The sequence below is a fragment of the Mesorhizobium sp. B2-6-2 genome (assembly GCF_006440615.1).
GTDB lineage: Bacteria > Pseudomonadota > Alphaproteobacteria > Rhizobiales > Rhizobiaceae > Mesorhizobium.
Genome location: NZ_VFUG01000017.1, coordinates 71,679 through 98,371 on the forward strand (window position 1 = coordinate 71,679; position 26,693 = coordinate 98,371).

The 26,693-nt window shown below is 63.6% G+C and carries 24 protein-coding genes and 1 pseudogene; 17 read left to right on the top strand and 8 right to left on the bottom strand.

Annotated elements, in window-relative coordinates; all coding sequences use genetic code 11:
- The first annotated feature begins 44 nt into the window (after positions 1 to 44).
- On the top strand, positions 45 to 2,375 hold the full coding sequence (locus FJ419_RS24900) for an ABC transporter ATP-binding protein (RefSeq protein WP_140699365.1): 2,331 nt from the start codon (positions 45 to 47) through the stop codon (positions 2,373 to 2,375).
- A gap of 366 nt (positions 2,376 to 2,741) precedes the next feature.
- Here the strand turns inward: FJ419_RS24900 and FJ419_RS24905 are convergent, their stop codons facing one another.
- Positions 2,742 to 3,332 carry a hypothetical protein gene (locus tag FJ419_RS24905; protein ID WP_140699368.1) on the bottom strand — a complete coding sequence of 197 codons (591 nt, stop codon included), beginning with the start codon at positions 3,330 to 3,332 and terminating at the stop codon, positions 2,742 to 2,744.
- Positions 3,333 to 3,543: 211 nt separating this feature from the next.
- Here FJ419_RS24905 and FJ419_RS24910 point away from each other — a divergent pair, with 211 nt between their 5' ends.
- Both FJ419_RS24910 and FJ419_RS24915 read left to right on the top strand, forming a co-directional pair.
- On the top strand, positions 3,544 to 5,082 hold the full coding sequence (locus tag FJ419_RS24910; protein ID WP_140699371.1) for a trimethylamine methyltransferase family protein: 1,539 nt from the start codon (positions 3,544 to 3,546) through the stop codon (positions 5,080 to 5,082).
- Between the two features lie 62 nt (positions 5,083 to 5,144).
- Positions 5,145 to 7,571, top strand: a complete 2,427-nt coding sequence (locus tag FJ419_RS24915) for an FAD-dependent oxidoreductase (RefSeq protein ID WP_140699374.1) — start codon at positions 5,145 to 5,147, stop codon at positions 7,569 to 7,571.
- Positions 7,572 to 7,758: 187 nt separating this feature from the next.
- Here FJ419_RS24915 and FJ419_RS24920 read toward each other — a convergent pair whose 3' ends face one another.
- Positions 7,759 to 8,151 carry a DoxX family protein gene (locus tag FJ419_RS24920; protein WP_140699377.1) on the bottom strand — a complete coding sequence of 131 codons (393 nt, stop codon included), beginning with the start codon at positions 8,149 to 8,151 and terminating at the stop codon, positions 7,759 to 7,761.
- A gap of 65 nt (positions 8,152 to 8,216) precedes the next feature.
- Here FJ419_RS24920 and FJ419_RS24925 point away from each other — a divergent pair, with 65 nt between their 5' ends.
- Positions 8,217 to 8,834, top strand: coding sequence for a hypothetical protein (locus FJ419_RS24925; protein WP_348642828.1), 618 nt, complete (start codon positions 8,217 to 8,219; stop codon positions 8,832 to 8,834).
- Between the two features lie 28 nt (positions 8,835 to 8,862).
- Here the strand turns inward: FJ419_RS24925 and FJ419_RS24930 are convergent, their stop codons facing one another.
- Positions 8,863 to 9,639: a VOC family protein gene (locus FJ419_RS24930; protein ID WP_140699380.1), complete on the bottom strand. Its 777-nt coding sequence runs from the start codon at positions 9,637 to 9,639 to the stop codon at positions 8,863 to 8,865.
- 281 nt (positions 9,640 to 9,920) lie between these two features.
- On the opposite strand from FJ419_RS24930, the gene FJ419_RS24935 reads away from it, so the two are divergent.
- The 6 genes and pseudogenes from FJ419_RS24935 to FJ419_RS24965 all read left to right on the top strand — a co-directional run bounded on the left by FJ419_RS24935 (position 9,921) and on the right by FJ419_RS24965 (position 15,283).
- A complete protein-coding gene (locus tag FJ419_RS24935) occupies positions 9,921 to 10,655 on the top strand; it encodes a gamma-glutamylcyclotransferase (protein WP_140699383.1) in 735 nt (244 codons plus the stop codon).
- Positions 10,656 to 10,769: 114 nt separating this feature from the next.
- Positions 10,770 to 12,134, top strand: coding sequence for an NAD(P)-dependent oxidoreductase (locus FJ419_RS24940; protein WP_140699386.1), 1,365 nt, complete (start codon positions 10,770 to 10,772; stop codon positions 12,132 to 12,134).
- A gap of 2 nt (positions 12,135 to 12,136) precedes the next feature.
- A complete protein-coding gene (gene preA / locus FJ419_RS24945) occupies positions 12,137 to 13,450 on the top strand; it encodes an NAD-dependent dihydropyrimidine dehydrogenase subunit PreA (RefSeq protein ID WP_140699389.1) in 1,314 nt (437 codons plus the stop codon).
- A gap of 376 nt (positions 13,451 to 13,826) precedes the next feature.
- Positions 13,827 to 14,345 (top strand): Rrf2 family transcriptional regulator, encoded by a 519-nt coding sequence (locus FJ419_RS24955; protein ID WP_140699392.1) that lies wholly within the window; start codon positions 13,827 to 13,829, stop codon positions 14,343 to 14,345.
- A 37-nt stretch (positions 14,346 to 14,382) separates the two neighbouring features.
- Positions 14,383 to 14,841 (top strand): carboxymuconolactone decarboxylase family protein, encoded by a 459-nt coding sequence (locus tag FJ419_RS24960; protein ID WP_140699401.1) that lies wholly within the window; start codon positions 14,383 to 14,385, stop codon positions 14,839 to 14,841.
- 63 nt (positions 14,842 to 14,904) lie between these two features.
- A pseudogene (locus FJ419_RS24965) lies at positions 14,905 to 15,283 on the top strand (DoxX family protein).
- Between the two features lie 33 nt (positions 15,284 to 15,316).
- Here the strand turns inward: FJ419_RS24965 and FJ419_RS24970 are convergent.
- On the bottom strand, positions 15,317 to 16,039 hold the full coding sequence (locus FJ419_RS24970; RefSeq protein WP_140699403.1) for an SDR family oxidoreductase: 723 nt from the start codon (positions 16,037 to 16,039) through the stop codon (positions 15,317 to 15,319).
- On the bottom strand, positions 16,036 to 16,881 hold the full coding sequence (locus FJ419_RS24975; protein ID WP_140699406.1) for an SDR family oxidoreductase: 846 nt from the start codon (positions 16,879 to 16,881) through the stop codon (positions 16,036 to 16,038). The genes FJ419_RS24970 and FJ419_RS24975 overlap by 4 nt, the downstream gene beginning before the upstream one ends.
- Before the next feature lie 103 nt (positions 16,882 to 16,984).
- Here FJ419_RS24975 and FJ419_RS24980 point away from each other — a divergent pair, with 103 nt between their 5' ends.
- Positions 16,985 to 17,857, top strand: coding sequence for a helix-turn-helix transcriptional regulator (locus tag FJ419_RS24980; protein ID WP_140699409.1), 873 nt, complete (start codon positions 16,985 to 16,987; stop codon positions 17,855 to 17,857).
- A 278-nt stretch (positions 17,858 to 18,135) separates the two neighbouring features.
- Here FJ419_RS24980 and FJ419_RS24985 read toward each other — a convergent pair whose 3' ends face one another.
- Complete coding sequence (locus FJ419_RS24985; RefSeq protein WP_140699412.1) at positions 18,136 to 18,765, bottom strand: TetR family transcriptional regulator C-terminal domain-containing protein; 630 nt, start codon at positions 18,763 to 18,765, stop codon at positions 18,136 to 18,138.
- Between the two features lie 239 nt (positions 18,766 to 19,004).
- On the opposite strand from FJ419_RS24985, the gene FJ419_RS24990 reads away from it, so the two are divergent.
- Together FJ419_RS24990 and FJ419_RS24995 are read left to right on the top strand one after the other, a co-directional pair.
- A complete protein-coding gene (locus FJ419_RS24990; protein WP_140546683.1) occupies positions 19,005 to 20,333 on the top strand; it encodes an aspartate aminotransferase family protein in 1,329 nt (442 codons plus the stop codon).
- Positions 20,334 to 20,345: 12 nt separating this feature from the next.
- Positions 20,346 to 20,696 carry a hypothetical protein gene (locus FJ419_RS24995; RefSeq protein WP_140546682.1) on the top strand — a complete coding sequence of 117 codons (351 nt, stop codon included), beginning with the start codon at positions 20,346 to 20,348 and terminating at the stop codon, positions 20,694 to 20,696.
- A gap of 71 nt (positions 20,697 to 20,767) precedes the next feature.
- Here FJ419_RS24995 and FJ419_RS25000 read toward each other — a convergent pair whose 3' ends face one another.
- Positions 20,768 to 21,406: a TetR/AcrR family transcriptional regulator gene (locus FJ419_RS25000; protein ID WP_140699415.1), complete on the bottom strand. Its 639-nt coding sequence runs from the start codon at positions 21,404 to 21,406 to the stop codon at positions 20,768 to 20,770.
- Between the two features lie 120 nt (positions 21,407 to 21,526).
- Here FJ419_RS25000 and FJ419_RS25005 point away from each other — a divergent pair, with 120 nt between their 5' ends.
- The 3 genes from FJ419_RS25005 (at position 21,527) to FJ419_RS25015 (ending at position 24,670) form a co-directional block, all read left to right on the top strand.
- A complete protein-coding gene (locus tag FJ419_RS25005) occupies positions 21,527 to 22,777 on the top strand; it encodes a Zn-dependent hydrolase (protein WP_140699418.1) in 1,251 nt (416 codons plus the stop codon).
- Positions 22,778 to 22,841: 64 nt separating this feature from the next.
- On the top strand, positions 22,842 to 24,293 hold the full coding sequence (gene hydA / locus FJ419_RS25010; RefSeq protein WP_140699421.1) for a dihydropyrimidinase: 1,452 nt from the start codon (positions 22,842 to 22,844) through the stop codon (positions 24,291 to 24,293).
- A gap of 2 nt (positions 24,294 to 24,295) precedes the next feature.
- On the top strand, positions 24,296 to 24,670 hold the full coding sequence (locus FJ419_RS25015; RefSeq protein WP_140699424.1) for a hypothetical protein: 375 nt from the start codon (positions 24,296 to 24,298) through the stop codon (positions 24,668 to 24,670).
- Between the two features lie 443 nt (positions 24,671 to 25,113).
- Here the strand turns inward: FJ419_RS25015 and FJ419_RS25020 are convergent, their stop codons facing one another.
- Positions 25,114 to 25,524, bottom strand: coding sequence for a cupin domain-containing protein (locus tag FJ419_RS25020; protein ID WP_181170801.1), 411 nt, complete (start codon positions 25,522 to 25,524; stop codon positions 25,114 to 25,116).
- Positions 25,525 to 25,637: 113 nt separating this feature from the next.
- Between FJ419_RS25020 and FJ419_RS25025 the strand changes: the two genes are divergently transcribed.
- Entirely contained in the window at positions 25,638 to 26,429 is a 792-nt protein-coding gene (locus tag FJ419_RS25025) for an ABC transporter ATP-binding protein (RefSeq protein WP_140699430.1), read from the top strand.
- The last annotated feature ends 264 nt before the right edge of the window (positions 26,430 to 26,693 follow it).

Consider the following 26,693-nt stretch of genomic DNA (forward strand, 5'->3'; position numbering starts at 1 on the left):
GGTTTTCGGCCCCATCTTCCAAGGACCAAGGATTGGAGCGACCCATGAACGAGGCAGTTCGAGATCCAGCCAAGGCGACCAGTCAGCCGATCATCGAGATCGAGAACCTCTCGATCTCCTTCTTCACCCGCAAGGGCGAGATCCCGGCCGTGATGGATTTTTCCTGCACGGTCATGCCCGGCGAGGCGATGGGCATCGTCGGCGAGTCCGGCTGCGGCAAGTCGACCGTGTCGCTCGGCATCATGCGCGACCTTTCCAACATCGGGAAGATCGTCGGCGGAAAGATCAAGTTCCAGGGCAAGGACATGGGCGAGCTCTCCGAGGATGAGCTGCGCTCGATCCGCGGCAACAAGATCGCCATGATCTACCAGGAGCCGATGGCGAGCCTCAATCCGGCGATGAAGATCGGCCAGCAGCTGATGGAAGTGCCGCTGATCCATGACAAGGTGTCGAAGGAAGAGGCGCATAATCGCGCGCTGGAGATGGTGCGGGCGGTGAGGCTGCCCGATCCGGAGCGCATGATGCGCTCCTATCCGCACCAGCTGTCCGGCGGCCAGCAGCAGCGCATCGTCATCGCCATGGCGCTGCTTTCCAAGCCGGCGCTCTTGTTGCTCGACGAGCCGACGACGGCGCTCGACGTCACCGTCGAGGCCGGCATCGTCGAGCTGGTCAAGGGTCTGGGCGAGAAGTTCGGCACCTCGATGATCTTCGTGTCGCACAATCTCGGCCTTATCCTCGAGACCTGCGACAAAATCACGGTGATGTATTCGGGCGAGGCGGTCGAGACCGGCAAGATCGAGGACGTGTTCGACCGGATGCGCCACCCTTACACGCAGGGGCTGTTCCGTTCGATCCCGCTGCCTGGCGCCGACAAGAATTCGCGGCCGCTGATCTCCATTCCTGGACAGTTGCCGCTGCCGCATGAGCGGCCGAAGGGCTGCAATTTCGGGCCGCGCTGCCACCATTTCGTCGAGGGCGTCTGCAACGCCGCGGAAATCCCGATGATCCCGGTCGAGGGCCATGAGGGCCATTTCTCGCGCTGCGTGCGGTTCAACGAGATCGACTGGGAGGCGCTGCCGCCCGGTGCCAAGAAGGTCAACGAAAAGGTCGAGCCCGGCGCGCCGGTGCTCAAGATCGATGATCTTAAGAAATACTACAAGGTCGGCGGCAGCGAGGTGTTCGGCTCCAGCGAAGGCCGCGTCGTCAAGGCCAACGAGACGATCTCGTTCACCGCGCGCGAATCCGAGACGGTGGCGATCGTCGGCGAATCCGGCTGCGGCAAGTCGACGCTCGCCAAGGTGCTTCTGGGATTGGAGACCGCAAGCTCCGGCACCGTGACGCTGGGCAACAAGGAGATCCAGTCGACCGGCATCGAGCGCCGCAATGTCGAGACGGTGTCTTCGATCCAGATGGTGTTCCAGAATCCGTTCGACACGCTGAACCCCAGCCACACGGTCGGCTCGCAGATCATCCGCACACTGGAGAAATTCAAAGTCGGCAAGACAGTCGCCGAGCGGCGCCAGCGGATGCTGGAACTGCTCGACCTGGTGAAGCTGCCGCGCGCCTTCGAAACGCGCAAGCCGCGCCAGTTGTCGGGCGGGCAGAAGCAGCGTATCGGCGTCGCGCGCGCCTTTGCCGGCGACGCCAAGGTGGTGGTGGCCGACGAGCCGGTTTCGGCGCTCGACGTCTCGGTGCAGGCGGCGGTGACCGAGTTGTTGATGGACATCCAGCGCAAGAACAAGACGACGATGCTGTTTATCAGCCACGATCTGTCGGTGGTGCGCTACATCGCCGACCGCGTCGTCGTCATGTATCTCGGCTACATCGTCGAGCAAGGGACGACCGATCAGATATTCTCGCCGCCTTACCATCCCTATACCGAGGCGCTGCTATCGGCGATCCCGATCGCCGACACCAGCGTGGTCAAGAAGCATATCGTGCTGGAAGGCGACATTCCCTCGGCGATGAACCCGCCGACCGGCTGCCCGTTCCAGACGCGCTGCGGCTATAAGAAGCTGGTGCCCGACAATCTGTGCGAGACCAAGGTGCCGCCGGTGAAGAATCTCGGCGACGGCCATATGAGCCTTTGCTGGCTTGCCGACGACGTGCTGGCGAAGATGGAGCCGGTCATCAAGTTCGACAAGGAACATGCCGCGCATGAGGGCGTGCCGGATGATGCGCCGCACGGCGAGGGGCCGGGCTTTGCCGGTTCGCCGCCGCAGCGCCCCGACGGCAAGAACGCCAGCGCGGAGGCCGATGCGACCGGAGAGGGCGTCGAAAACGACGAGGTGCTCAAAGCCCGTCGCCACGAAGTGCGCGACGAGGATTCGGAAACCGGTGTTTCAAGGCCGAAGGACACGACAAGACGGCACTAGACCCGGTTCCTTAACATAGAAGTTTTGACCGGTTGGTTATGTGTGCGTTGGCAAAGCCCATGCCTTGGCGATTGGCCGAGACGCCTATCGTGATCGTCATCCACGGGCGGAGCAAGGAGCGTAGCGACGCGCGCAGACCCGAGGATCCATGCCGTGACATGGAAGCGCCGCGGCGGCCCAGAAATTCTGCACCGTTACACACTTCGGTCTAGGTAACGGAATGGATTCTAGCGTCTGCGCGCGTCGCTACGCTCCTTGCTCCGCCCTAGAATGACGAGGTTCAGGAGCCTTCAGCTCATCGCCAGCGTTTGCGTTGATAGCCTTGCCCGACAAGCCTTCAATCTTTCAAATCACCGTGTTGAGGAACTAGCTGCCGCACTGCCGCATCTGCGCGGCGTAATCGCGCGCCATCTGGTCGGTGGCGCGCGCGTAGCCTTGAACGCCGGCGTCGCCGCGATTGCCGCGGCCATAGGCGGTCCAGCCGAGATAGTAGGCCAGGTAGAGATTGTAGGTGTCGTTGCGGGCGACCCCGAACGTATCGGCCGTCTTTGAGTGGTACCAGCCGACGAAATCGATGGCGTCGGCAAAGCGCGTGCGGCGCGCCGTCCAGTTTCCGGTCTCGCTTTGATATTGAGACCAGGTGCCGTCGAGCGCCTGCGAGTAGCCGGTGGCGCTCGAGACATGCGTCCACGGGATGAAGCCGAGCAGCTTGGTGCGCGGCGGGCGGGCATTGCTCTTGAAGCCGGATTCCTTGCGCACCGTCGCCATCAGCACGGGGACGGGAACGCCGTATTTCCGCTCGGTCCGTTCGGCGGCGGACTGCCAGTTGTCGAACCAGCCATCATTCTGGTCGAAGACCGCGCAGACATTGTTGATGTGGCTGGGCGCCGTCGCGCAGGCCGAAAGCGCCAGCAGCACGGAAACAGCGACAATTTTACTAAAACTCGACCTACGCATTGGAAGACGAATAGGCCGAAATCATAAAAGGAGTGTTGCGCGGTTCCTTAACGCGGGCGCGGGAGGCGCGAAAAACCGAATATCGATATTGCGACCGTGTGTGTCGCTATTCTTTTCATCGATTTTGAAAAATGCCGCCTTGGCTAAAATCACGCCGGCAAATGGCGAATTCCTGACAGCCCGCATGCGATGCCGGCGCTCTGATGCGGGCATGAGCGAACCAAGACGCAAGCGCGGCGCCGAGCGCACCAGCAACCGGGGACCAGCCGCCATCCCGCAACTGCCGGCGCGGCGGGTGGAGAATCCCTATCCGCCCATGGCGCTGCTGTCGGCCGACCAGGTCGAAGCCATCCACCAGGCATCGATGCACATACTGGAGAATTTCGGCATCGAGGTGATGAGCGCACGCGCCCTGTCGCTGTTCGAGCGCGCCGGCGCCAAGGTCGACCACGGCTCGATGAACGTGCGCATCGATCGCGGCATGGTCGAGGAGGTGCTGAAGTCGACGCGCTCGGCCTATACGCTGACGCCCCGAAACCCAGACCACGCCATTCATCTTGGCGGCAGCACCATCAACTTCACGCTCGTCGCCGGCCCGCCCAATGTGCACGACATGGAGCGCGGCCGTCGCGCCGGCAATCTTGCGGATTATTCAGACCTTGTGCGGCTGGCGCAGCATTTCAACTGCATCCACATGCTGGGCAACCAGGTCTGCGCGCCGATCGAGCTGCCGGCGAATACCAGGCATATGGACACCTATTTCGCCAATCTGACGCTGACCGACAAATGTTTCCACGTCTCGGCGATTGGGCGGGGCAGGGCGCTCGACGGCATCGAGATGATGGCGATCGCGCGCGGGCTGACGCTTGAGCAGATGGGAGAGGATCCCGGCGTCACCACCATCATTTCGGTCAACTCGCCGCGCCGCTTCGACGAGATGATGGCCGAAGGGCTGATGACCATGGCCGAATACGGGCAGTCGGTGGCGGTGACGCCGTTCACGCTGATGGGGGCGATGAGCCCGGTGACGTTGGCCGGTGCGCTGGCGCAGCAGAACGCCGAGGCGCTGTTCGGCATCGTGCTGACGCAGCTGGTGCGTCCGGGCGCACCGGTGATGTATGGCGCCTTCACCTCCAATGTCGACATGAAGTCGGGCGCGCCGGCCTTCGGCACGCCGGAAAACACCAAAGCCAACATCGCTTCGGGACAGCTGGCGCGGCGCTACAGATTGCCTTATCGCACGACGCCGGGCTCCGCCTCCAATGCCGCCGATGCGCAAGGCGCCTACGAGACGCTGATGGCCTTGTGGGGCGCGGTGCTCGGCCACGGCAATCTCGTCTACCATGCCGCCGGCTGGCAGGAGGGCGGGCTGACAGCCTCGTTCGAAAAGCTCATCATCGACGTCGAGATGATCCAGCACATGATGGAATTCTTGCGGCCGATCGTCGTCGACGAGGCGGAGCTCGCGGTCGAGGCGCTCGGCGCGGTGCCGACCGGCGGCCATTTCTTCGGCGAGCCGCACACGCTGGAGCGCTACGCCACCGCCTTCTACCAGCCGATGCTCTCCAACTGGCAGAATTACGAGGCCTGGCAGGAGGCGGGCGCCCTCGACACGACGGCGCGCGCGACCAGGCTTTGGAAGAAAGCGCTGGAGGAGTATGTCCAGCCGGCCATGGATCCCTCTGTGCGCGAAGCGCTCGAAGCCTATATGGCGCGCCGCAAGGAAGCGATCGGACAGGGCGAGCCGTGAGGGAACAGCTTCCCGTCCTGATTCATTTCAATCTCTCAACTCACTGAACCAACGAGAAACCCATGAAGTCGCATGCAAAGGTCGTGGTCATCGGCGGCGGTGTCGTCGGATGCTCGGTGCTGTTCCACCTTGCCCGCCATGGCTGGACCGATGTCGTGCTTTTGGAGCGCGACGAGCTGACGTCGGGGTCGACCTGGCACGCGGCCGGCGGCATGCACACCATCAACGGCGACCCCAACGTTGCCAAGCTGCAGAAATACACGATCTCGCTCTACAAGGAGATCGAGGAGCTGTCGGGACAGGCCACCGGCGTGCACCTCACGGGCGGTGTACTGCTGGCGGCGACCGAAGCGCGGCTCGACTGGCTGCGCGGCGTGGTGTCCAAGGGCCGCTATCTCGGCATCGACCTCGAAGTGATCTCGGCCAAGGAAGCGGCGGAATTGATGCCGCTCATCGATCCCAGCCAATTCGTCGGCGCCGTGCGCAACAAGGAGGACGGTCACCTCGACCCGTCCGGCGTGACGCATGCCTATGCCAAGGCGGCGCGGAAACTGGGGGCCGAGGTGGAGCGCTTCACCAAGGTCGAGGACATCGTGCGCCGTCCGGACGGCTTATGGCGCGTCATCACCAACAAGGGCGATATCATTGCCGAGCACGTCGTCAATGCCGGCGGTCTGTGGGCGCGCGAGGTCGGCCGCATGGTCGGCCTGGAGCTGCCGGTGCTGGCCATGGAGCACATGTACCTGATCACCGAGGACATGCCGGAGGTTGCAGACTGGAACAACAAGACCGGCACCGAGATCATCCACGCCGTCGATTTCGACGGCGAGCTCTATCTGCGCCAAGAGCGCGGCGGCATGCTGATGGGCACTTACGAGAAGGCCAACAAGGTCTGGTCGGAATTTTCCACACCCTGGAATTTCGGCCATGAGCTTTTGGAGCCGGACATCGACCGCATCGCGCCGTCGCTCGAAGTCGGCTTCCGCCATTTCCCGGCCTTCCAGAAGACCGGCATCAAGCAGATCATCAACGGCCCCTTCACCTTCGCCCCCGACGGCAATCCGCTGGTCGGTCCGGTGCGCGGCCTGCCCGGCTTCTGGGTCGCCTGCGGCGTCATGGCCGGTTTCAGCCAGGGCGGCGGCGTGGGGCTCGCGCTCTCCAACTGGATGATCGAGGGGGATCCGGGCGCCGACATCTGGGCTATGGACGTGGCGCGCTACGGCGACTGGGCGACTATGGCCTATACCAACGCCAAGGTGCGCGAGAATTATTCGCGTCGTTTCTCGATCCGCTTCCCGAATGAGGAACTGCCGGCCGGGCGGCCGCTGAAGACGACGCCGGTCTATGACACGCTGTCGGCCAAGGGCGCGCAATGGGGCGTGTCCTATGGGCTCGAAGTGCCGCTCTGGTATGCGCCGGAAGGCGTCAAGGACGAGTTTTCCTGGCGGCGCTCGACCGACTTCGACCATGTTGCAAAGGAAGTCGCGGCGGTACGCGACGGCGTCGGCCTGTCGGAGATCTCGAACTTCGCCAAATACAAGGTGACGGGCGAGGGCGCGGCCGCTTGGCTCGACCGCATGCTTGCCTGCAGGCTGCCAAAGCGCGGCCGCATGACCCTGGCGCCGATGCTGAAGGAAGACGGCAGGCTGATCGGCGATTTCACTTTAGCCAATATTGACGACGGCGAATGGTTCATCGCCGGCTCCGGCATCGCCGAGCAGTACCACATGCGCTGGTTCGAGGCGCATCTGCCGAACGACGGCTCGGTGCAAATCGAGGCGCTGGGCCAAAAGCTCGCGGGTCTCGCCATCGCCGGGCCGAAGGCGAGGGAGGTGCTCGCCAAAGTGACCCGCGCCGATGTCTCCAACGCGGCGTTCCCTTTCATGGCGGTTGCGCGGATGGATATCGGCATGGCGCCGTGCCTGGTCGGACGCGTCAGCTACACCGGCGATCTCGGCTACGAGATATGGGTGGCGCCCGAATATCAGCGCGCCGCATACGAGGCGCTGCTGGCCGCGGGCGAAGCGTCAGGCATCGGCCTATTCGGCTCGCGCGCGCTCAATGCGCTGAGGCTCGAGAAGAACTACGGCTCATGGGCGCGCGAGTACCGGCCGATCTATGGGCCGCTTGAGGCCGGGCTCGACCGCTTCGTCGCCTATGGCAAGGACGCCGATTTCATCGGCAAGGAGGCAGCCCTTGCCGAGCGCAAAGAGGGCGGCAAGCTCAGGCTGCGCGCCTTCATCGTCGAGGCCACCGATGCCGATGTGATCGGCGACGAGGCGATCTGGCACGGCGGCGTTGTGCGCGGCTGGGTTACCTCGGGCGGCTATGCGCATCACTCGAAGAAATCGGTCGCGATGGGCTATGTGCCCAAGGAGATCGCCGACAGACCGGACGGTTTCGAGATCGAGATCCTCGGCAAGCGCCATGCGGCGCGCATCCAGGCGGCGCCGCTGTTCGACGCCAATTTCGAGCGGATGCGCGGTTAGAGCAGGATGACGTTTCGTTGAATCATCATCCTGCTCTAACTCTTTGTTGGAGCATGATCTTTTCCGAAAACCGGTTCCCACTTTTCGGGATCATGCTCTAGAGCAATTCCGGGAAAAGTGCGAAGCGGTTTTCCGGTCCGGAATTGCGTCAAAACAAAAAACCTCTAGGCGCGCACCCTTCGATGCTTCAGGCGCTGCGGCGGTTATCCAGCGCGAAGGCGCCGGACCCGGCGAAGATCAGGTAGAGGAAGATGAAGCAGAAGGAGATCGCCGAATCGCCGCCGTTGTTGACGGGGAAGAAGTCGCGCGGCATGTGCGCCATGAAATAGGCGATCGCCATTTCGCCGGCCAGGAGGAATGCGACCGGGCGGGTGAAGAGGCCGAGCGCCAGCAGGATGCCGCCGGCGAATTCGAGAATGCCGGCAGCCGTCGTCAGGCCGGTGAGAACGTGCGGCTCGGCGCTGACCGGGAAGTTGAACAGTTTCTGCGAGCCGTGTTCGACGAACTGCAAGGCGGTCATGATGCGCAACACACCCAGCGCCTGCGGGCTGTACTGAGCTAGGCTTTCGAAAAGCTTCATCCAAAACTCCATTTTACCCCGCTCGGGCCTTAGATTATCGCCCGGCGACGGACCACTCACATCCCATGGCCTGCCATCAACAATCGGTGAGTGGAAATGGTTTCAATCCCATATTTCTTCTCTCTATGGTTGCATATCTACCCTTATGGTTGTATTACCAGGGTGACGCATCAAACCAGGCAGGTCCCTTAACCATGAGAAAAGTCGTCATCAGCCTATTCGCCATCCTTGCAGGCACCAGCTTCGCCGCAGCCGCGGATACCGGCTGCGACGCCTTCAAATGGCCGGTTGAACGTGAGCAGGCCCTGTTTCCGGCCGCACCCGCCGCCCAATCCGGCGCCACCCTGACGGTCGGCCAAGCGGTGGATTTCTCGCTCGCGGCTGTCGACGCGGTCAGCTTTGAAGTGCCGCCTGACCGCGCACCGAAAGCCGGCACCTTCGGCGCGACGGCAAATGTGACCGTGCCACCTGAAGGCGAGTTGCAGTTCAGCCTGTCCGACGAGGTCTGGATCGATGTCGTGCAGGATGGCAAGATCGTGAAATCGGCGGCTTTCAGCGGCGTGAAGACCTGCCCGGGCATTCGTAAAAGCGTGCGTTTCAAGCTCCAGGGCGGAGCGGCCGTCGTCCAGCTCAGCGGCGCCAGGAAAGCCGATCTGAAGCTGGCGGTGCTGACGCCGGAGTGATCCAGCGCCAGCCCATCGAATAGTGCTGTTATCGCACCGGCGCCAGCAACGCGAAATGCGCGCCTTGCGGGTCCTGGCACTGGATGATCCACTGGCCGCTCGGCACGTCCATCGGACCCATGATGACTTTGCCGCCATTGTCGGTGACGCGCTTGGCGGCGGCGTCGATGGCGTCGACGTTGAAATAGAACTGCCAGACGGGAACCGGCATCTGCGGCGGCTTGTTCATGATGCCGCCGCCGGATTCGGGGCCGGCGCTAAAAGTCTGGTAGATGCCCATCTCGCCCATGTCGAACTGGCCGGCGCTCTCCCAGCCGAACTGACTGGAATAGAAGTCGAAAGCCGCTTTCCAGTCCGAGGTGTAGAGCTCATGCCAGCCGACATGGCCAGGCGTGGTTGCCGGCACCGGCGGCTGCTCGGCCTGATTGGGCTGCAGGAACATGAAGGAAGCCCCTTGCGGGTCCGCGACGACGGCGAAGCGGCCGACGCCCGGAATGTCGTCCGGTGCACGGTGGACGGCACCGCCGGCGTCCTTGAGCGCTTGCGTCGAGGCGTCGACATCCTTGGTGTAGATGTAACCCATCCAGGCTGGCGGCATGCCCATCTTGGCGGGCTCTTCCGGCATCGTCATCAGCCCGCCGACGCCGCGCACGCTGGAATTCACCACGACGTAGCGGGGCATGCCGGGCGCCTTGTCGAAGGGCTCGGCCCGCCAGCCGACAACGGCGGTGTAGAAAGCCTCGGCGGCGTCGAGGTCGGTGGTCATCAACTCGTACCAGAAGAAAGGTTGCGGGGATTTCGGCATGGTCGGTCTCCTCACGGGTTCAGGCAGCGATCGTTTGTTCGATCCATCTTAGGACGATCCTGACGACAGGAATCCGACATCTGGGCCAGAATTCGAGGACGGCAAGCGGCTTAAATCGCGTCTCGCTGAAACGGATTCAGGCGGCGCGCTTCAAGTCTTTGTTTTGATGCATATCGTTGTCCCAGAGCCGCTGCACACTTCTGAGTGACATGCATTGGGCCCACGATCTTGCGTATCCGGCGCTTTTCGACTTTGCTGCCCTCAAAGAGGGGGCTGTCTTCATGCGTCGAATGTCGCTCACGCCAGAGCTCGTAGCTTTGTGCCATCGCGACGAGGTCGACCCTGGTCCCGATGGCAGCTGGACACAGCTAAGCGATGATGATTTCCAGACGCTCGCCATGCGCCTGTCCGGCGAAGCCGACGACGGTCCGTTGTGGGTGTTCGCCTATGGCTCGCTGATCTGGAAGCCGGCCTTCGAGTCCGTCGAGCAACGGCGCGCGGCGGCGCATGGCTGGCACCGCTCGTTCTGCCTCGACATAAAGCGCTGGCGCGGCAGCCGCGAGCAGCCTGGATTGATGATGGCGCTCGAACGCGGCGGACGCTGCGACGGCGTCATCTATCGTTTGCCGGATGGCGAGAAACCAGCCCAGATCGAGAGATTGCTGCGGCGTGAAATCGACGACCACGAGTCCGTCAGCTCGGTCCGGTGGGTTCCGGTGCGCACCGCGCAAGGATCGGTGCGGGCACTCGGTTTTTGGGTCGGTGTGACCGGCAAGGGCACTTCGCTCGGGCAGCCGCTGGAAAGCGTAGCAAAGATACTGGCACGCGCGTGCGGCCATGTCGGCTCGGGTGCCGAATACCTCTACAATACCGTCAGCCACCTCGAGACCTTCGGCATCCATGACCGCAATCTGTGGCGGCTGCAGGAACTGGTGGCGGACGAGATCCGGTTGGTCCATGGCCACAGCGTCACAAGCCATGACACAGCTGAGGTTGCCGAGCCGGCTATAACATGACTATGTTTATCATGTTTTTGTGCAAGCAATACAGTGACTTGGCCGAAAATTGACCAATTGATAAAAAAATAAAACGTGCTAGCCTTCCCCAAAACGACAACAAGGGGAATTGGAATGGCGACTGGTCATTTCATCGAAGGCATTGCCGGCGGCCGGCTGTCGTCCGAGCAATATGCCGACAATTTTTCCGACCTGCATCCGCCGCTCGATCATCATGAGGCGCTGGTCGAGTCCGATCGCTGCTATTTCTGCTACGACGCGCCATGCATGAATGCATGTCCGACCTCGATCGACATCCCGCTGTTCATCCGGCAGATCGCCACCGGCAATCCTCTGGGCTCGGCCAAGACGATCTTCGACCAGAACATCCTCGGCGGCATGTGCGCCCGCGTCTGCCCGACCGAGACGCTGTGCGAAGAGGTCTGCGTGCGCGAGGTCGCCGAAGGCAAGCCGGTGCAGATCGGCCGGCTGCAGCGCTACGCCACCGATGTCGCGATGGGCGAGGGCAAGCAGTTCTACAAACGCGCCGAGCCGACCGGAAAGAGCATTGCCGTGGTCGGCGCTGGGCCGGCGGGGCTGGCGGCGGCGCATCGGCTTGCCCACCGCGGCCATGAGGTGACGATCCTCGAGGCGCGGCCGAAGGCCGGCGGGCTCAACGAATACGGCATCGCCGCCTACAAGAGCGTCGACGATTTCGCCCAGGCGGAAGTGGACTACGTCACCGCGATCGGCGGCATCGACATCCAGAACGGCAAGGCGCTCGGCCGCGACTTCCAGCTTGCCGACCTGATCCGCAACTACGACGCGGTGTTCCTCGGCATGGGGCTTGGCGGCGTCAACGCTTTGCGCGCCGAAGGCGAGGATGTCGACGGCGTCCTCAATGCCGTCGAGTTCATCTCGGAATTGCGGCAGGCGAGCGATCTTTCCGGCCTGCCGGTCGGCCGGCGCGTCATCGTCATCGGCGGCGGCATGACGGCGGTCGACGCCGCGGTGCAGTCCAAGCTGCTCGGCGCCGAAGAGGTGACGATCTGCTACCGGCGCGGCCAGGAGCACATGAATGCTTCGGAGTTCGAGCAGGATCTGGCCGCCGCCAACGGTGTCACCATCCGCCACTGGCTGCAGCCCAAGCGCGTCATTGCCGAAAACGGCAAAGTGTCGGCCATCGAGCTCGAATACACCGCCCTGAGCGGCGACAAGCTTATCGGCACCGGCGAGACGCTGCGGCTCAATGCCGACCAGGTGTTGAAGGCGATCGGCCAGAGCTTTGTGCCGGCGCATCTCAACGGCAGTGCGGAACAGATCGAGCTCGAAGGCGGCCGCATCAAGGTCGACGCCGAAGGCCGGACCTCGCTGGGCAAGGTCTGGGCCGGCGGCGACTGCATTTTCGGCGGCGACGATTTGACTGTCTCGGCAGTGGCGCAAGGGCGCGACGCGGCCGAGAGCATCCACCGGGCACTGGCCTCTAACGGGAGGGCATGAGCATGGCAGACATCCGCAACAATTTCGTCGGCATCAAATCGCCCAACCCGTTCTGGCTGGCGTCTGCGCCGCCGACCGACAAGGCCTACAATGTCGAGCGCGCCTTCAAGGCCGGCTGGGGCGGCGTGGTGTGGAAGACGCTGGGCGAGGAGGGCCCGCCGGTCGTCAACGTCAACGGCCCGCGTTATGGCGCGATCTGGGGCGCCGATCGCCGGCTGCTGGGCCTCAACAATATCGAGTTGATCACCGACCGCGACCTGCAGACCAATCTGCGCGAGATGAAGCAGGTCAAGATGAACTGGCCGGACCGGGCGCTGATCGCCTCGATCATGGTGCCGTGCGTGGAGGAGAGCTGGAAGGCGATCCTGCCGCTGGTCGAGGAGACCGGCGCCGACGGCATCGAGCTCAATTTCGGCTGCCCGCACGGGATGAGCGAGCGCGGCATGGGTTCGGCGGTCGGCCAGGTGCCGGAATATATCGAGATGGTGGTGCGCTGGTGCAAGCAGTACACGCGCATGCCGGTCATCACCAAGCTGACGCCCAACATCACCGACATCCGCAAGCCGGCGCGCGCAGCGCATGCCGGCGGCACCGATGCAGTGTCGCTGATCAACACCATCAACTCGATCACCGGCGTCGATCTCGACAATTTCGCGCCGCAGCCGACCATCGATGGCAAGGGCTCGCATGGCGGCTATTGCGGCCCGGCGGTGAAGCCGATCGCCATGAACATGGTGGCCGAGATCGCCCGCGATCCGGAAACGCATGGTCTGCCGATCTCCGGCATCGGCGGCATCACCACCTGGCGCGACGCCGCCGAATTCATGGCGCTCGGCGCCGGCAATGTGCAGGTCTGCACGGCGGCGATGACCTATGGCTTCAAGATCGTGCAGGAGATGATCGCGGGGCTGGAGAACTGGATGGACGAGAAGGGCCACGCCTCGCTCTCCGACATCATCGGCCGCGCCACGCTCAACGTCACCGACTGGCAGTATCTCAACCTCAACTATGTCGCCAAGGCGCATATCGACCAGGATGCCTGCATCAAATGCGGCCGCTGCCACATCGCCTGCGAGGACACCTCGCACCAGGCGATCACCAGCATGGTCGATGGTGTGAGGCATTTCGAGGTGATCGAAGCCGAATGCGTCGGCTGCAATCTCTGCGTCAATGTCTGCCCGGTGGAGGGCTGCATCACCATGCAGCCGCTGGCCGCCGGCGTGCTCGACCAGCGCACCGGCTTGCCGGTGTCGCCGATCTACGCCAACTGGACGACGCACCCCAACAATCCGATGGCCAAGGTGGCCGCGGAGTAGGGTTCTTCCAAGGTTTAGTTCAATCGCCCTATGCTTGCGCGGGGCGACTTTGTGTGGCGCGGCGCCTCGATTACAGAGGTCCGTGCCGCCCCTCATCCGCCCTTCGGGCACCTTCTCCCCGTAAACGGGGAGAAGGCAAGTTGCGGCGCCTTAGGCGCCTTCCTGCAACGCTGACAATTGGCGAAATCCTCGATGAAGGCTGCTTTCTCCCCGTCACTATACGGGGAGAAATGCCCGGCAGGGCAATGAGGGGCAGCGCCAATCTTCGCAGAAATCCTACGCTCCCGTGGGCCGCCTGACCGGGAATTTCGTGGATCCATATTGCAGATAAAAAATATCCATGATAATAATTATCCATGATTAGGAGATCAGCACAATGAAACTGGGCGATGGCGTTGAGGCGGCCATCCATTGCGCGGCGACGCTGGCCAGCGTCGATGGCAACAGCACCATGCCGGGCGCGGCGCTTGCTGAGTGCTTCGGGCTGTCGCCGAGCTATCTCCTGAAACATCTCAACCAGCTCACGGCGGCGCGCATCCTGGAATCGATGCCGGGGCCGGCGGGCGGCTACAGGCTGGCGCGGGCGGCCGAGCGCATCACGCTGCTCGACATTGTGCTTGCAGTGGAGGGCAGGGAGCCCGCCTTTCGCTGCGGCGAGATCCGACAGCGCGGCCCGATCAAGCTCGACGCTTCGGCCTATGTGAAGCCCTGCGGCATCAACGCCGCCATGCTCAAGGCCGAGCGCGCCTATCGGGCGGCGCTCGCCGAAGTGAAGCTGTCCGACATCGTGGCGGAGTACGCGGCCGAGGGCGATCCGCGGTCCTATGCCGCGAGTTGCGCCTTCGTCGAGCGTCACCAGCGGCGCCAGAAATCCGCTTCACCGAAGCAGATTTGAACCTCTAAACCACCCCAAGCCTGAAAGGAGAAAGACGATGAAACCGAGACTGCAGTTCTTTGCCCAGGCGCCGGAAATCATGAAGGCGGTGTCGGCGCTCAACAAGGCCGTCGACGAATGCGGGCTGGAAGTGAGCCTCCTGCACCTGATCAAGCTCAGGACCTCGCAGATCAATGGCTGCTCTTATTGCGTCGAAATGCACAGTCGCGAGGCGAGGTGCGACGGCGAGACCGAGACCCGGCTTTATCTCGTCGCGGCCTGGAAGGAATCGCCGCTGTTTTCCGAGCGCGAACGAGCCGCCCTTGCATGGACCGAAGCCGTGACGTTGATCGCCGACAATGGCGTATCGGACGAGCTCTACGCCCGCGCGCTCGAGCATTTCTCGGAAGAGGAACTGGTCAAGCTCTCGGTCGCGCTCGGCATGATCAACACGTGGAACCGGCTGTGCATTCCCTTCCACGCCATTCATCCGATGCCGGCCGCCAAGGCCGCCTGAGTTTATCCGACGACAGCGTGGGTCTGTGACGGGCCCACGCTTTTTTGATTTGAGGTCAACGACATGTTTGAGAATTTCCAGAGCGAGATTCTGGCCGTGGCGCGGCTGCTGCTTGGCGGCGCTTTCGTCTTTGCCGGCCTGCGCAACATCCAGAACAGAAAGCTGGTCGCCTCGCTGATGGCTGCGCGTGGTGTCCCACAGGCGATGCTGGCTCTGTGGCTGGGCATCGTGCTGCAGATCGCGGCCGGGGCGCTGGTAATCGCCGGCCTTTGGGACCGCTTTGGCGGCAGCCGCGCTGATCGTCTTCCTCATCGTCGCGACGCCGATGTTCCACAATTTCTGGGACCATCAAGGCGCGGACCGCACATCTCGCATCAACAACGTCGTCAGCAATGTTGCCTTGGCCGGTGGGTTCCTTGCGCTGATCGCGCAGAGCATGTAGGCGGCCGCGCTGCCGCGGCCGCGAGCGTCCGGGCTAGGCCGCGTAGCGCAGGCCGCCATCGCAGGTCAGCACCTGGCCTGTCATGAAGCTGTTCGAGACCAGGAAGGCGATCGCTTCGGCGACGTCCTCGGCGCGACCGATGCGGCCGACCGGGGTCTTGCCGGCATAGTCGGCAAACACTGCCTGCCGCTGGTCGTCCGGCAAAAAGTCCCACCAGGGCGTGTCGATGACGCCGGGCGCCACGACGTTGACGCGCAAAGGCTTCAGCTCGACGGCCAGGATCGGCGCGACGGTCAACAGCATGCCGTTGATGGCGCCGATGCCGGCGACGCCGGGCGCGGCAATCTGCGCCGACACGGCTGAGATGAAAGTCACCGAGCCGGCTTTGTTCAAGGTCGGCAGGGCCGCCTGCAGGCAGGAGAGTTGCGGCCGGATCTTTTCATCGACGCCGCTGCCGATATCGGCGAGGTCGAGCGTCGCGAACGGTCCCAGTCCCTTGCCGCCGCTGGCGGCGAGAACCAGGTGATCGAACGGCCCGAGGCGCTCGAAGAAATTCCGGACCTCGTCCGGCTTGGTGGCGTCGAACGCTGCCTTGTCGACGGTGCCGTCGAGGCTTTTCCGGGCGCTCTTCAGCTTCTCCTCGCTGCGGCCAGTGATCGTGACTTTCATCGTAGGACTGACTAGCCTTTTGGCCGTGGCAAGGCCGATGCCGGACGAGCCGCCGATGATGACGCAGTGTTCGGTGGTCTCGCTCATGAGTGCTTTTCCCTGGAGGTTGCGGAAGCTTGTCCGATCAATTCGAGGCTAAGCGCGCGCAGCCGGCTGCGGGCTTTCTCGTCATAGGCCTGGGCGTCGGCGCGCGATTCACGCTGGCCGTCGAAATAAAGGCCGCTGCGGCCTTCGAGCGCCGGCGATGTTGCCAGGTTGAGAATGGCGTCGGCGCCGGTCTCGACCGAGCTCCATGGCGTCACGCCCGCCTGCCGGACCATGGTGGTGTCCATGTAGCTTGCCGGGTGCAAAGCATTGACCGTGACGCCGGTACCGTCGAGCTGCTCGGCCAGATCGACGGTGAACAGGATCTGCGCCAGCTTGCTCTGGCAGTAGGCGCGCACGCCGCTATAGCCTTGGGTCAGCATGACGTCGTCGAAATCGATCGCCTGCTGGCCGGCCGAGGCGACGTTGACGATGCGCGCCGGCGCGCTTGCCTTAATGAGCGGCAAGAGCTCCGACGTCAGCAGGAAGCCGGCGAGATAGTTGACGGCGAAGCGCAGCTCATAGCCGTCGGCGCTGACCTGCCGGCTGGCGGCCTGGCCGCCGGTGCCGACGCCGGCATTGTTGATCAGGACGTCGAGCCGATCGGTCCTGGCGCACACCGCTTCGGCGAGGCGGCGCACTTCGGCAAGCGAAGCGAGATCGGCGGCGAGAAATTCCGCCTTGCCGCTTTTTGCCTCTATGGCGGCAACGGTGGCTTTGCCTCGGCCTTCGTCGCGGCCATGCACCAGCACGCGGGCGCCGGCGGCGCCGAGCCGCTCGGCGACCACGCGGCCGACGCCATCGGTCGAGCCGGTGACGAGAATTGTCTTGTCGTTGAGTTCCATGTCCGGAGCCTCCTTGCGCTGCTCTGAACGCAAAGATGGGACATCGCGCGGGGCTCAAACAGTTCAAACTTTATCCTGGTATCGGTACTGCTATAATAGGCGCATGGACGCCGTTACCCATTCTCCCGAAGATCACCGCCGGCGCGAGCTCGGCGCCTTCCTGCGTTCCCGTCGCGAGCGGCTTTCGCCGGATACCGCCGGCATCGCCTGCGGGGCGCGGCGGCGCACGCCGGGCCTGCGGCGCGAGGAAGTGGCGATGATCGCCGGCGTCGGCACCACCTGGTACACCTGGCTGGAGCAGGGCAGGGATGTGCGGCCTTCGGTCGAGGTGCTGACCGCGCTCAGCGAGGCGCTACGGCTCGACGACGCTGAAAAACGGCATTTGTTCACGCTCGCCGGCCGCCAGCAGCCGGAGCGGCGGCGCATCGTGCAGGGAAAGGTCGAGGGGCCGCTGCTGCACATGCTGCAGAGCCTGGTCCTGCAGCCCGCCTATGTCGTCGGCCCGCGCTGGGACGTGCTGGCATGGAACGACGCGGCCGTCGCCATTTTCGGTGATTACGGCCTGCTGGAGGGCGACGCCCGCAACATCATCCACGGCGTCTTCACCGATCCGCACCGGCGGCATCTGCTGGTGGATTGGGAACAGCTGGCGCGCGCGACCCTTGCCGCCTTCCGCGCCGAGAGCGCGAAATACACCGGCGATCCGGATTTCGAACGGCTGATCGAGTTGATGATGCGCTCAAGCCCCGAATTCCGCGAATGGTGGCCGCAGCGCGATGTGGTGCATCGGCTCTCCGGCCTGAAGCATCTGCGGCATCCGATCGCCGGCGCGATGACGTTCGAGCATATGAGCCTGTCGATCGACGACGGCTCGGACATGCGGCTGATCGTCTACACGCCGTTGGCGGAGCAGAACTCGGTTGCCAAGCTGAAGAAGCTGCTGGAGGGGCTTCCGATAGAGCGGCGCAGCGCGTGAGGCCCCTCGTCATCCACGGGCGGAGCGGGAGCGAAGCGGACGCGCAGACCCGAGAATCCATTCCGTTACCTCCGCGGTGGGTGCAGCGGTGCAGAATTCTGGACGGTAGCGGCGCTTCGAGGTCACGGAATGGATCCTCGGGTCTGCGCCGCGTCGCTTCGCTCCTTGCTCCGCCCGTGGATGACGAAGCTGAGGGGCTGCGGCCAATCTGCAAGGGCAGCGATAGGCAAACGGCTCGCAAGGTGTTCCAGCCCGTTGGGCCGTTATGGCGAGCGGGGCTAATCCTTCGGCTTCAGCCCATCCAGGAACAGCTGCTCCAGGAACCGCGCTGCGTCCTCGAAGCGGCCGTCGCCGCCGCGATCGGGGCCAAGCACGGCGCGGACCTGGACGTCGAAATCGGCATAGTGCTGCGTCGTCGCCCAGATCGAGAAGATCAGGTGCCAGGGATCGGTGCGGGCGATCTTGCCGGCGCGCATCCAGCCCTTGATGACGGCGGCCTTCTCGTCGACCAGCGTCTTCAGCTCGCCCTCCAGCATCGGCTTGATGCGCGGCGCGCCTTGCAGGATCTCGTTGGCGAACAGCCGGCTTTCGCGCGGAAAATCGCGCGCCATCTCCAGCTTCCTGCGGATGTAGCTTCTGAGCTCCGTCAGCGGATCGCCGATGTCGTCCAGCTCGCGCAGCGGCGCCAGCCAGGTGTCGAGGAGACGCTGCATCAACGTCTCGTGAATGTCTTCCTTGCGGCGGAAGTAATAGAGAAGGTTGGGCTTCGACATGCCGGCGGCTTCGGCGATCTGGTCGATGGTCGAGCCGCGAAAACCATTGGCGGAGAAGACCCCGAGCGCGGCTTCGAGGATCAGCTCGCGCTTTTCCTGCTGGATACGGGTGCGGCGGGGAGCGGAGCCTTCCATCGCCGCCGTCATCCTTGCCGGCCGTCTTCGCGCGGGCTCTCTGGACCAATTGTCTGGACCAGTTTTTCCTTGGGCTGTGGAGCGCGCTTTTTATGCCGCATTTCCGCTAGTAATCCCCTGACCGCCGACAGGCGGTGCTAACGTTTGTCCAATCGGTCAAAAATTTGCGTAGCACGAAAACGCAGCGAAGACCAAGCGTTGGCCGCACCGAAACACGCTTACAAGGGGAAGTCCTGGTCATGTCCAACCGGCTGAAAGTCACGCCGAACGATCTCAGCGCATTCTGGATGCCGTTCACGGCAAACCGCCAGTTCAAGCAGGCGCCGCGCATGTTCGTGTCCGCCAAGGACATGCATTACACCACCAGCGACGGCCGCAAGGTGCTCGACGGCACTGCGGGCCTGTGGTGCGTCAACGCCGGCCACTGCCGGCCGAAGATCACCGAGGCCATCCAGAACCAGGCTGCCGAGCTCGACTACGCGCCGGCTTTCCAGATGGGCCACCCGATCGTGTTCGAGCTGGCGAACCGGCTGGTCGACATCGCGCCCAAGGGCATGGACCATGTCTTCTTCACCAATTCCGGATCGGAATCGGTGGACACCGCGCTGAAGATGGCGATCGCCTATCACCGCGTTCGCGGCGAGGGCTCGCGCACCCGCCTGATCGGCCGCGAGCGCGGCTATCACGGCGTCAATTTCGGCGGCATCTCGGTCGGCGGCATCGTCTCCAACCGCAAGATGTTCGGCACGCTGCTCGGCGGCGTCGACCATCTGCCGCACACGCATCTGCCGGAGAAGAACGCCTTCTCGAAGGGCGTGCCGGAGCATGGCGCCGAGCTCGCCAATGAGCTGGAGCGTCTCGTCACCTTGCATGACGCCTCGACCATCGCTGCCGTCATCGTCGAGCCGGTCGCCGGCTCCACCGGCGTCATCCTGCCGCCGAAGGGCTATCTGCAGAAACTTCGGGAAATCTGCACGAAGCACGGCATATTGTTGATTTTCGATGAAGTGATCACCGGCTTCGGCCGCCTCGGCGCGCCATTCGCGGCGGACTATTTCGGCGTCACGCCGGACATCATGACCACCGCCAAGGGCGTCTCCAACGGCGTCATCCCGATGGGCGCGGTGTTCGTCAAGAAGGAGATCCACGACGCCTTCATGACCGGCCCGGAGCACATGATCGAGTTTTTCCACGGCTACACCTATTCGGGCAATCCGATCGCCTGCGCCGCGGCGCTCGGCACGCTGGACACCTACAAGGAAGAGGGCCTGCTGACCCGCGGCGAGGAACTGGCGCCTTACTGGGAAGACGCGCTGCATTCGCTGAAGGGCGAGCCGCATGTCATCGACATCCGCAACATCGGCCTGATCGGCGCGATCGAGCTGGCGCCGATCGCCGGCAGCCCGACCAAGCGGGCCTTCTCGGCCTTCGTCAAGGCGTTCGAACGCGGCGCGCTGATCCGCACCACCGGCGACATCATCGCGCTGTCGCCGCCGCTGATCATCACCAAAGGCCAGATCAACGAGCTGATCGACCATGTGCGTGAGGTGCTGAGGTCGATCGACTAGGAAGCTCCGGGAATGGTCTCTGCCAAGCGCGAAGCAGCTTTGGAAAAGGAAAGGCGGTCTCTCGAGGCTGCCTATTCCGCTGCCTTGCTGGTTGCGCTTCGCGACTGCGCGGATGGCAGATGGGGACTGTTCGGCCAGAACGAAGGAACGCTTCCCGCCTCCCTTGAAAGCCGGTATGTGCCGGAAAGTGCAAAGCGGCTCGCCGCGATAGGCGATGAGCTTGTCGCGGTTCGGGAAGAAATGGGTTTTGTCGACCTGTTTGCGCCGATGCAGCGACTGGCTGAACTGAGGGCGGAACGCGGGCCTAATCGGCCAGGGGAGCCGCGGCTGGCGCAAATGTTCCTCGATGAATTGAAGGAATAGCACAAGCGTGCGAAGCACGCAGGCAGGTCGGCGGGTCGCACCCACCGATCGTTTGTTGCGATGGCAGTCAATCAGGCGGGCTGCGCGCCGATGCCGGTCAGGATCACCTGCTTGATGTTTTCCTTGGCTTCCCGCCATTGCCGGTCCGACAGCGACTTGCCGCCGTTCAGCGTCTCGATCTGGTGGCCGAAATCGGCGTAATGCTGGGTCGTGGCCCAGAGCATGTAAAGCAGATGACGCGGGTCGACCGGGTCCATCTTGCCCTCCTCGATCCAGCGCCTGATGATCTCGACGCGGCCGTCGGTCCATTCGCGCAGCGTCGATTCCATATAGTCCTGAAGCACCGGCGCGCCGTGCATAACCTCCGAGGCCCAGACCTTCGAGCCGTCCGGGTGGCGGCGCGATATTTCCATCTTGGCGTCGATATAGGCGCTGATGCCGTCCACCGGGCCGCGCGCCGCGTCGAAGCAATTGGCCGCCTGCAGCCAGATCTCGAAAATGTTCTGGACGACGGACCGGTAGAGCTCTTCCTTGGTGGCGAAATAATAGTGGAGATTAGCCTTCGGCAGCCCCGCCAGATCGGCAATCAGCTGCATCGTGGCGCCGCCGAACCCGGCTTCCGCGAACACCTTTTCGGCAGCGAGCAGAATTGCTTTTTCATTCTCCCGCCTTATGTCCTGTCGCCGCATGGGACGGGTGGATTCGCTCATGTCTCCCCCAAGATTCTCGTTGACCGCTTGGTCAGCTTGTGTAGTCTGAAAGCTGACCATACGGTCAGGATGCAAACCACTCAAGGGGCGACAAGACCCCTGGTGAAAATGGGAACGCAAATGGCCGCACCCGGCGAAAATCTGCGCGTGAATTCAGACCGCTTGTGGGATTCCATCATGGAGATGGCGAAGATCGGCCCCGGCATTGCCGGCGGCAACAATCGCCAGACCGTGACCGACGAGGACGGCGAGGGCCGCCATTTGTTCAAGCGCTGGTGCGAGGCCGCGGGGCTCGAAATGGGCCTGGACGAGATGGGCACGATGTTTGCCCGCCGCGAGGGCACCGATCCGAGCCTGCCGCCCGTCTATGTCGGCAGCCACCTCGACACGCAGCCGACCGGCGGCAAGTATGACGGCGTGCTCGGCGTGCTGGGCGGACTGGAAGTCGTGCGCTCGCTCAACGATCTCGGCATCAAGACGAGGCATCCGATCGTCGTCACCAATTGGACCAATGAGGAAGGCGCGCGCTTCGCGCCGGCGATGATGGCGTCCGGCGTGTTCGCCGGCGTGCTCGACCAGGCCGACGTCTACCAGCATGTCGACAAGGACGGCAAAAAGTTCGGCGAGGAGCTCGAACGCATCGGCTGGAAGGGCACCGAGAAGGTTGGCGACCGCAAGATCCACGCCTTCTTCGAACTGCATATCGAGCAGGGGCCGATCCTCGAGGACGAGGGCATCGATATCGGCGTCGTGACCCACGGCCAAGGCCTGAAATGGCTGCAGGTGACGCTGATCGGCAAGGAAGCGCATACCGGCTCGACGCCGATGCCGAAGCGCCGCAATGCCGGGCTCGGCATGGCGCGAGTGATCGAGCTGGTGCACGAGATCGCCATGGATTACCAGCCCGACGCCGTCGGCGCGGTCGGCCACATGCAGGCCTATCCGAACTCGCGCAACATCATCGCCGGCCGCACGGTCTTCACGATCGACATCCGCTCGCCGGAAAAGGAAGTGCTCGACGCCATGGACGGCCGCATCCGCGAGGGCATCGACACGATCTGCGACGCGCTCGACATTAAATACGAGATCGAGCAGGTCGGACATTTCGACCCGGTCACCTTCGACCAGAATTGCGTCAAGGCTGTGCGGGATGCGGCAGACCGCTTGGGTTATTCCCATCGCAATATCGTCTCCGGCGCCGGCCACGATGCCTGCTGGATCAACCGCGTCGCGCCGACCGCGATGGTGATGTGCCCCTGCGTCGACGGGCTCAGCCACAACGAGGCCGAGGAGATCACCAAGGAATGGGCGGCGGCGGGCGCCGATGTGCTGTTCCATGCGGTGGTCGAGACGGCTGGAATCGTTGAATGACCGCCTAGACCAGTCACCTCGCAACGCCGCTCGCAAAGAAGCGCGAAAGAACAGGGGAACAGATATGACCAAAGTCATCCGCAACGGCACCATCGTTACCGCCGACCGCACCTGGAAGGCCGACGTGCTGATGCAGCATGGCAAGATCGTCGCCATCGGCTCCAACCTGCACGGCGACCATGAGTTCGACGCCACGGGCTGCTATGTCATGCCGGGCGGCATCGATCCGCACACTCATCTCGAAATGCCCTTCATGGGCACTTATTCGGCCGACGATTTCGAATCCGGCACGCGCGCCGCCCTCTCCGGCGGCACGACCATGGTGGTCGATTTCTGCCTGCCGGCGCCGCAGCAGTCGCTGCTGGAAGCGCTGCAGATGTGGGACAACAAGACCTCGAAAGCCTCCTGCGATTATTCTTTCCATATGGCGATCACCTGGTGGGGCAAGCAGGTGTTCGACGAGATGGCTCAAGTCGTCGACCGGGGCATCACCTCGTTCAAGCATTTCATGGCCTATAAGGGCGCGCTGATGGTCGATGACGACGAGATGTATTCGTCGTTCCAGCGCTGCGCCGATCTCGGCGCGCTACCGCTGGTCCATGCCGAGAATGGCGACGTGGTTGCGGCGCTTTCGCAAAAGCTTTTGGCCGCCGGCAACAACGGCCCGGAAGGCCATGCCTATTCGCGTCCGCCGGAAGTGGAAGGCGAGGCGACAAACCGCGCCATCATGATCGCCGACATGGCCGGCGTGCCGCTTTATGTCGTGCATGTCTCCTGCGAGCAGAGCCACGAGGCGATCCGCCGCGCCCGGCAGAAGGGCATGAGGGTGTTCGGCGAGCCGCTGATCCAGCACCTGACGCTCGACGAGACGGAGTATTTCAACAAGGACTGGGACCATGCGGCGCGCCGCGTGATGAGCCCGCCCTTCCGCAGCAAATGGCACCAGGATTCGCTGTGGGCCGGCCTGCAGGCCGGCTCGCTGCAGGTCGTGGCGACCGATCACTGCTCTTTCACCACCAACCAAAAGCGCAACGGCGTCGGCGACTTCACCAAGATCCCGAACGGCACCGGTGGGCTCGAGGATCGCTTGCCGGTTCTGTGGACGCGAGGCGTCAACACTGGGCGTCTGACGATGAACGAGTTCGTCGCGGTGACCTCGACCAACATCGCCAAGATTCTCAACATGTATCCGAAGAAGGGCGCGATCGTCGAAGGCGCCGACGCCGACATCGTCGTGTGGGATCCGAAGCGCAAGAAGACGATCTCGGCCAAAAACCAGCAGTCGGTGATTGACTACAACGTCTTCGAAGGCGTCGAGGTGACCGGCCTGCCGCGCTTCGTCTTCTCGCGCGGCGAGCTGTCGATCGAGGAAGCGGAGGTGAAGGCCAAAACCGGCCATGGCGAGTTCGTCGCCCGCGAGCCGAACGCCGCGGTCAACCGGGCGCTGTCGACCTGGAAGGAGATTTCCGCGCCGCGCAAGGTCGAGCGAACCGGCATTCCGGCCACCGGGGTCTGACCATGCGGGCTCTTCATCTTGCGATCGCGGCGGCCGCGATGCTGACCGCCGGCCAGGCGCTCGCCGCCGGCATCGACCTCAGCAAGCCTTACGGCGACAAATATGGCTGCATCAACCGGAACGGCCAGCAAGTGGCCGCCGACAAGATGCTGCTGCTGACCGACAAGGAACTGATCACGGCGGCCAGCGCCTGCACCTTCAGCGACCGCCAAGCGCAGGCCGACGGATCGCTGGTAATGACGGCAAAATGCGAGGCCGAAGGCGAAGAGGGACAGCCGACCAGGTTCACCATCAAGCGCAGCGCGAAGAATGCGAAAAAGCTGGTCGTGGCCGACGAGGACGGCAATGTGATGGGCGAAGTCGCGCGATGCCGATGATCGCCGAGGTCGGCGCTGCCCCTCATCCGCCTGCCGGCACCTTCTCCGCGTATAGTGACGGGGAGAAGCGGTATGAATGCCGCCTCGACGATCCCTCTGGCAACGTTGGGGATTGGCGAAATCTTTCGAGGCGGCGTCCTTCTCCCCGTCACTATGCCAGGGCAATCGCATATGGCTTTGGGAGTTCGGACAACCCGGCATGTCTTGGCGTCATCCTCGGGCTTGTCCCGAGGATCTACCGGCCCCTGAACTGGTCGCGCTATAGCCGCGTGCGACGGCGGATCCTCGGGACAAGCCCGAGGATGACGGCCTTGTGTTGGCCTTCGCCGATAAACCCCATATGCGATTGTCCTGGTCACCATACCGGGAGAAGTGCCCGGCAGGGCGATGAGGGGCAGCGCCAACCTGAGGCGGTTGCGCGAATTGCCAGTCCTATGCTGATCTCAAGCGACGAGGCCATCCAGTTCCGGCAGCAGCACGACGCTTTCCTGCTCGTTGGGATCGGTGCGCGCGATGACCGCGGAAGAAGGCGCCCCGCTCAGATTGGCGGGCAGATGCGGCACGCCCGCCGGAATGTAGAAGAGGTCGCCGGCCTTGACGACGATGTGATGCTCGAGCCGGTCGCCGTACCAGGTGTGGACTTCGCCGGAGAGCACGTAGATGGCCGTCTCGTGGCTTTCATGCATGTGCGCCTTGGCGCGCGCGCCGGGCGGCATGGTGAGAAGATGCATGCAGATGCCGGAGGAGCCGACGGTCTCGGCGGCGATACCGGCGAAATAGCTCAGCCCCTGCTTGCCCTGATAGGTGCTTTCGGGGCGAACGAGACGACAAGTGGGTTTAGGCGACATCGGCAAGGCTCCGGGCGGCGTCGATCGGGTGGGACAGGACGAGTGGAAAGCAACGCTATCATAAAATCAACCGGATTGCGGACAGCGCGGCAGCGGCCGCGTATGGCAGGCTGCAGCCAATGACCGAACAGCCGCCAGCCGTCGTTTCGGCAAGCAAGCTCGGCCTCACCTTCCAGACCAATGACGGTCCGGTGCAGGCGCTGTCCAATGTCGATCTGACCATCGGCAAGGGCGAATTCGTCTCCTTCATCGGCCCGTCCGGCTGCGGCAAGACCACTTTGCTGCGCGTCATCGCCGATCTGGAGAAGGCGACCGCCGGGGCGATCTCCGTCAACGGCATGACGCCGGAGCAGGCGCGCGAGAAACGCGCCTATGGCTATGTCTTCCAGGCGGCGGCCTTGTTCCCGTGGCGCACGATCGAGCGCAACGTGGCGCTGCCGCTGGAAATCATCGGCCTCAGCCAGGCCGAGCAGGCCGAGCGCATCAAGCGCACGATGGAGTTGGTCAACCTTTCCGGCTTCGAGAAGAAATACCCCTGGCAGCTTTCCGGCGGCATGCAGCAGCGCGCGTCGATCGCACGCGCTTTAGCCTTCGATGCGGACCTGCTCTTGATGGACGAGCCGTTCGGCGCGCTGGACGAGATCGTGCGCGATCATCTGAACGAGCAGCTCCTCGACCTCTGGGCGCGGACCAACAAGACGATCTGCTTCGTCACCCATTCGATTCCCGAGGCGGTGTACCTGTCGACGCGCATCGTGGTGATGTCGCCGCGGCCGGGCCGCGTCACCGACATCATCGAATCGACGCTGCCAAAGGAACGGCCGCTCGACATCCGCGAGACGCCTGAATTCCTGGCGATCGCCGCGCGGGTGCGGGATGGCTTGAGGGCAGGGCACAGCTATGATGATTGAGGCGGACCGGTTTCCTCCTCTTCCCCCTGGGGAGAGGGTGGCCGCGCAGCGGCCGGGTGAGGGGACGGCCACTCGCGCCTTCGTCATCCTAGGGCGGAGCGGGCGCGCCACCCCGCGTGTTAAGGAAGCCGGGCATCGCGATTTCGTCATCCTAGGGCGTAGCGACGCGAAGCGGAGCGCAGACCCTAGGATCCTGTGTGTTGATTCCGGTGTATGGTTGAAGTGGGAAGGAGGCCGAGTGGATCTTGGTCGTCCTTTCGGACA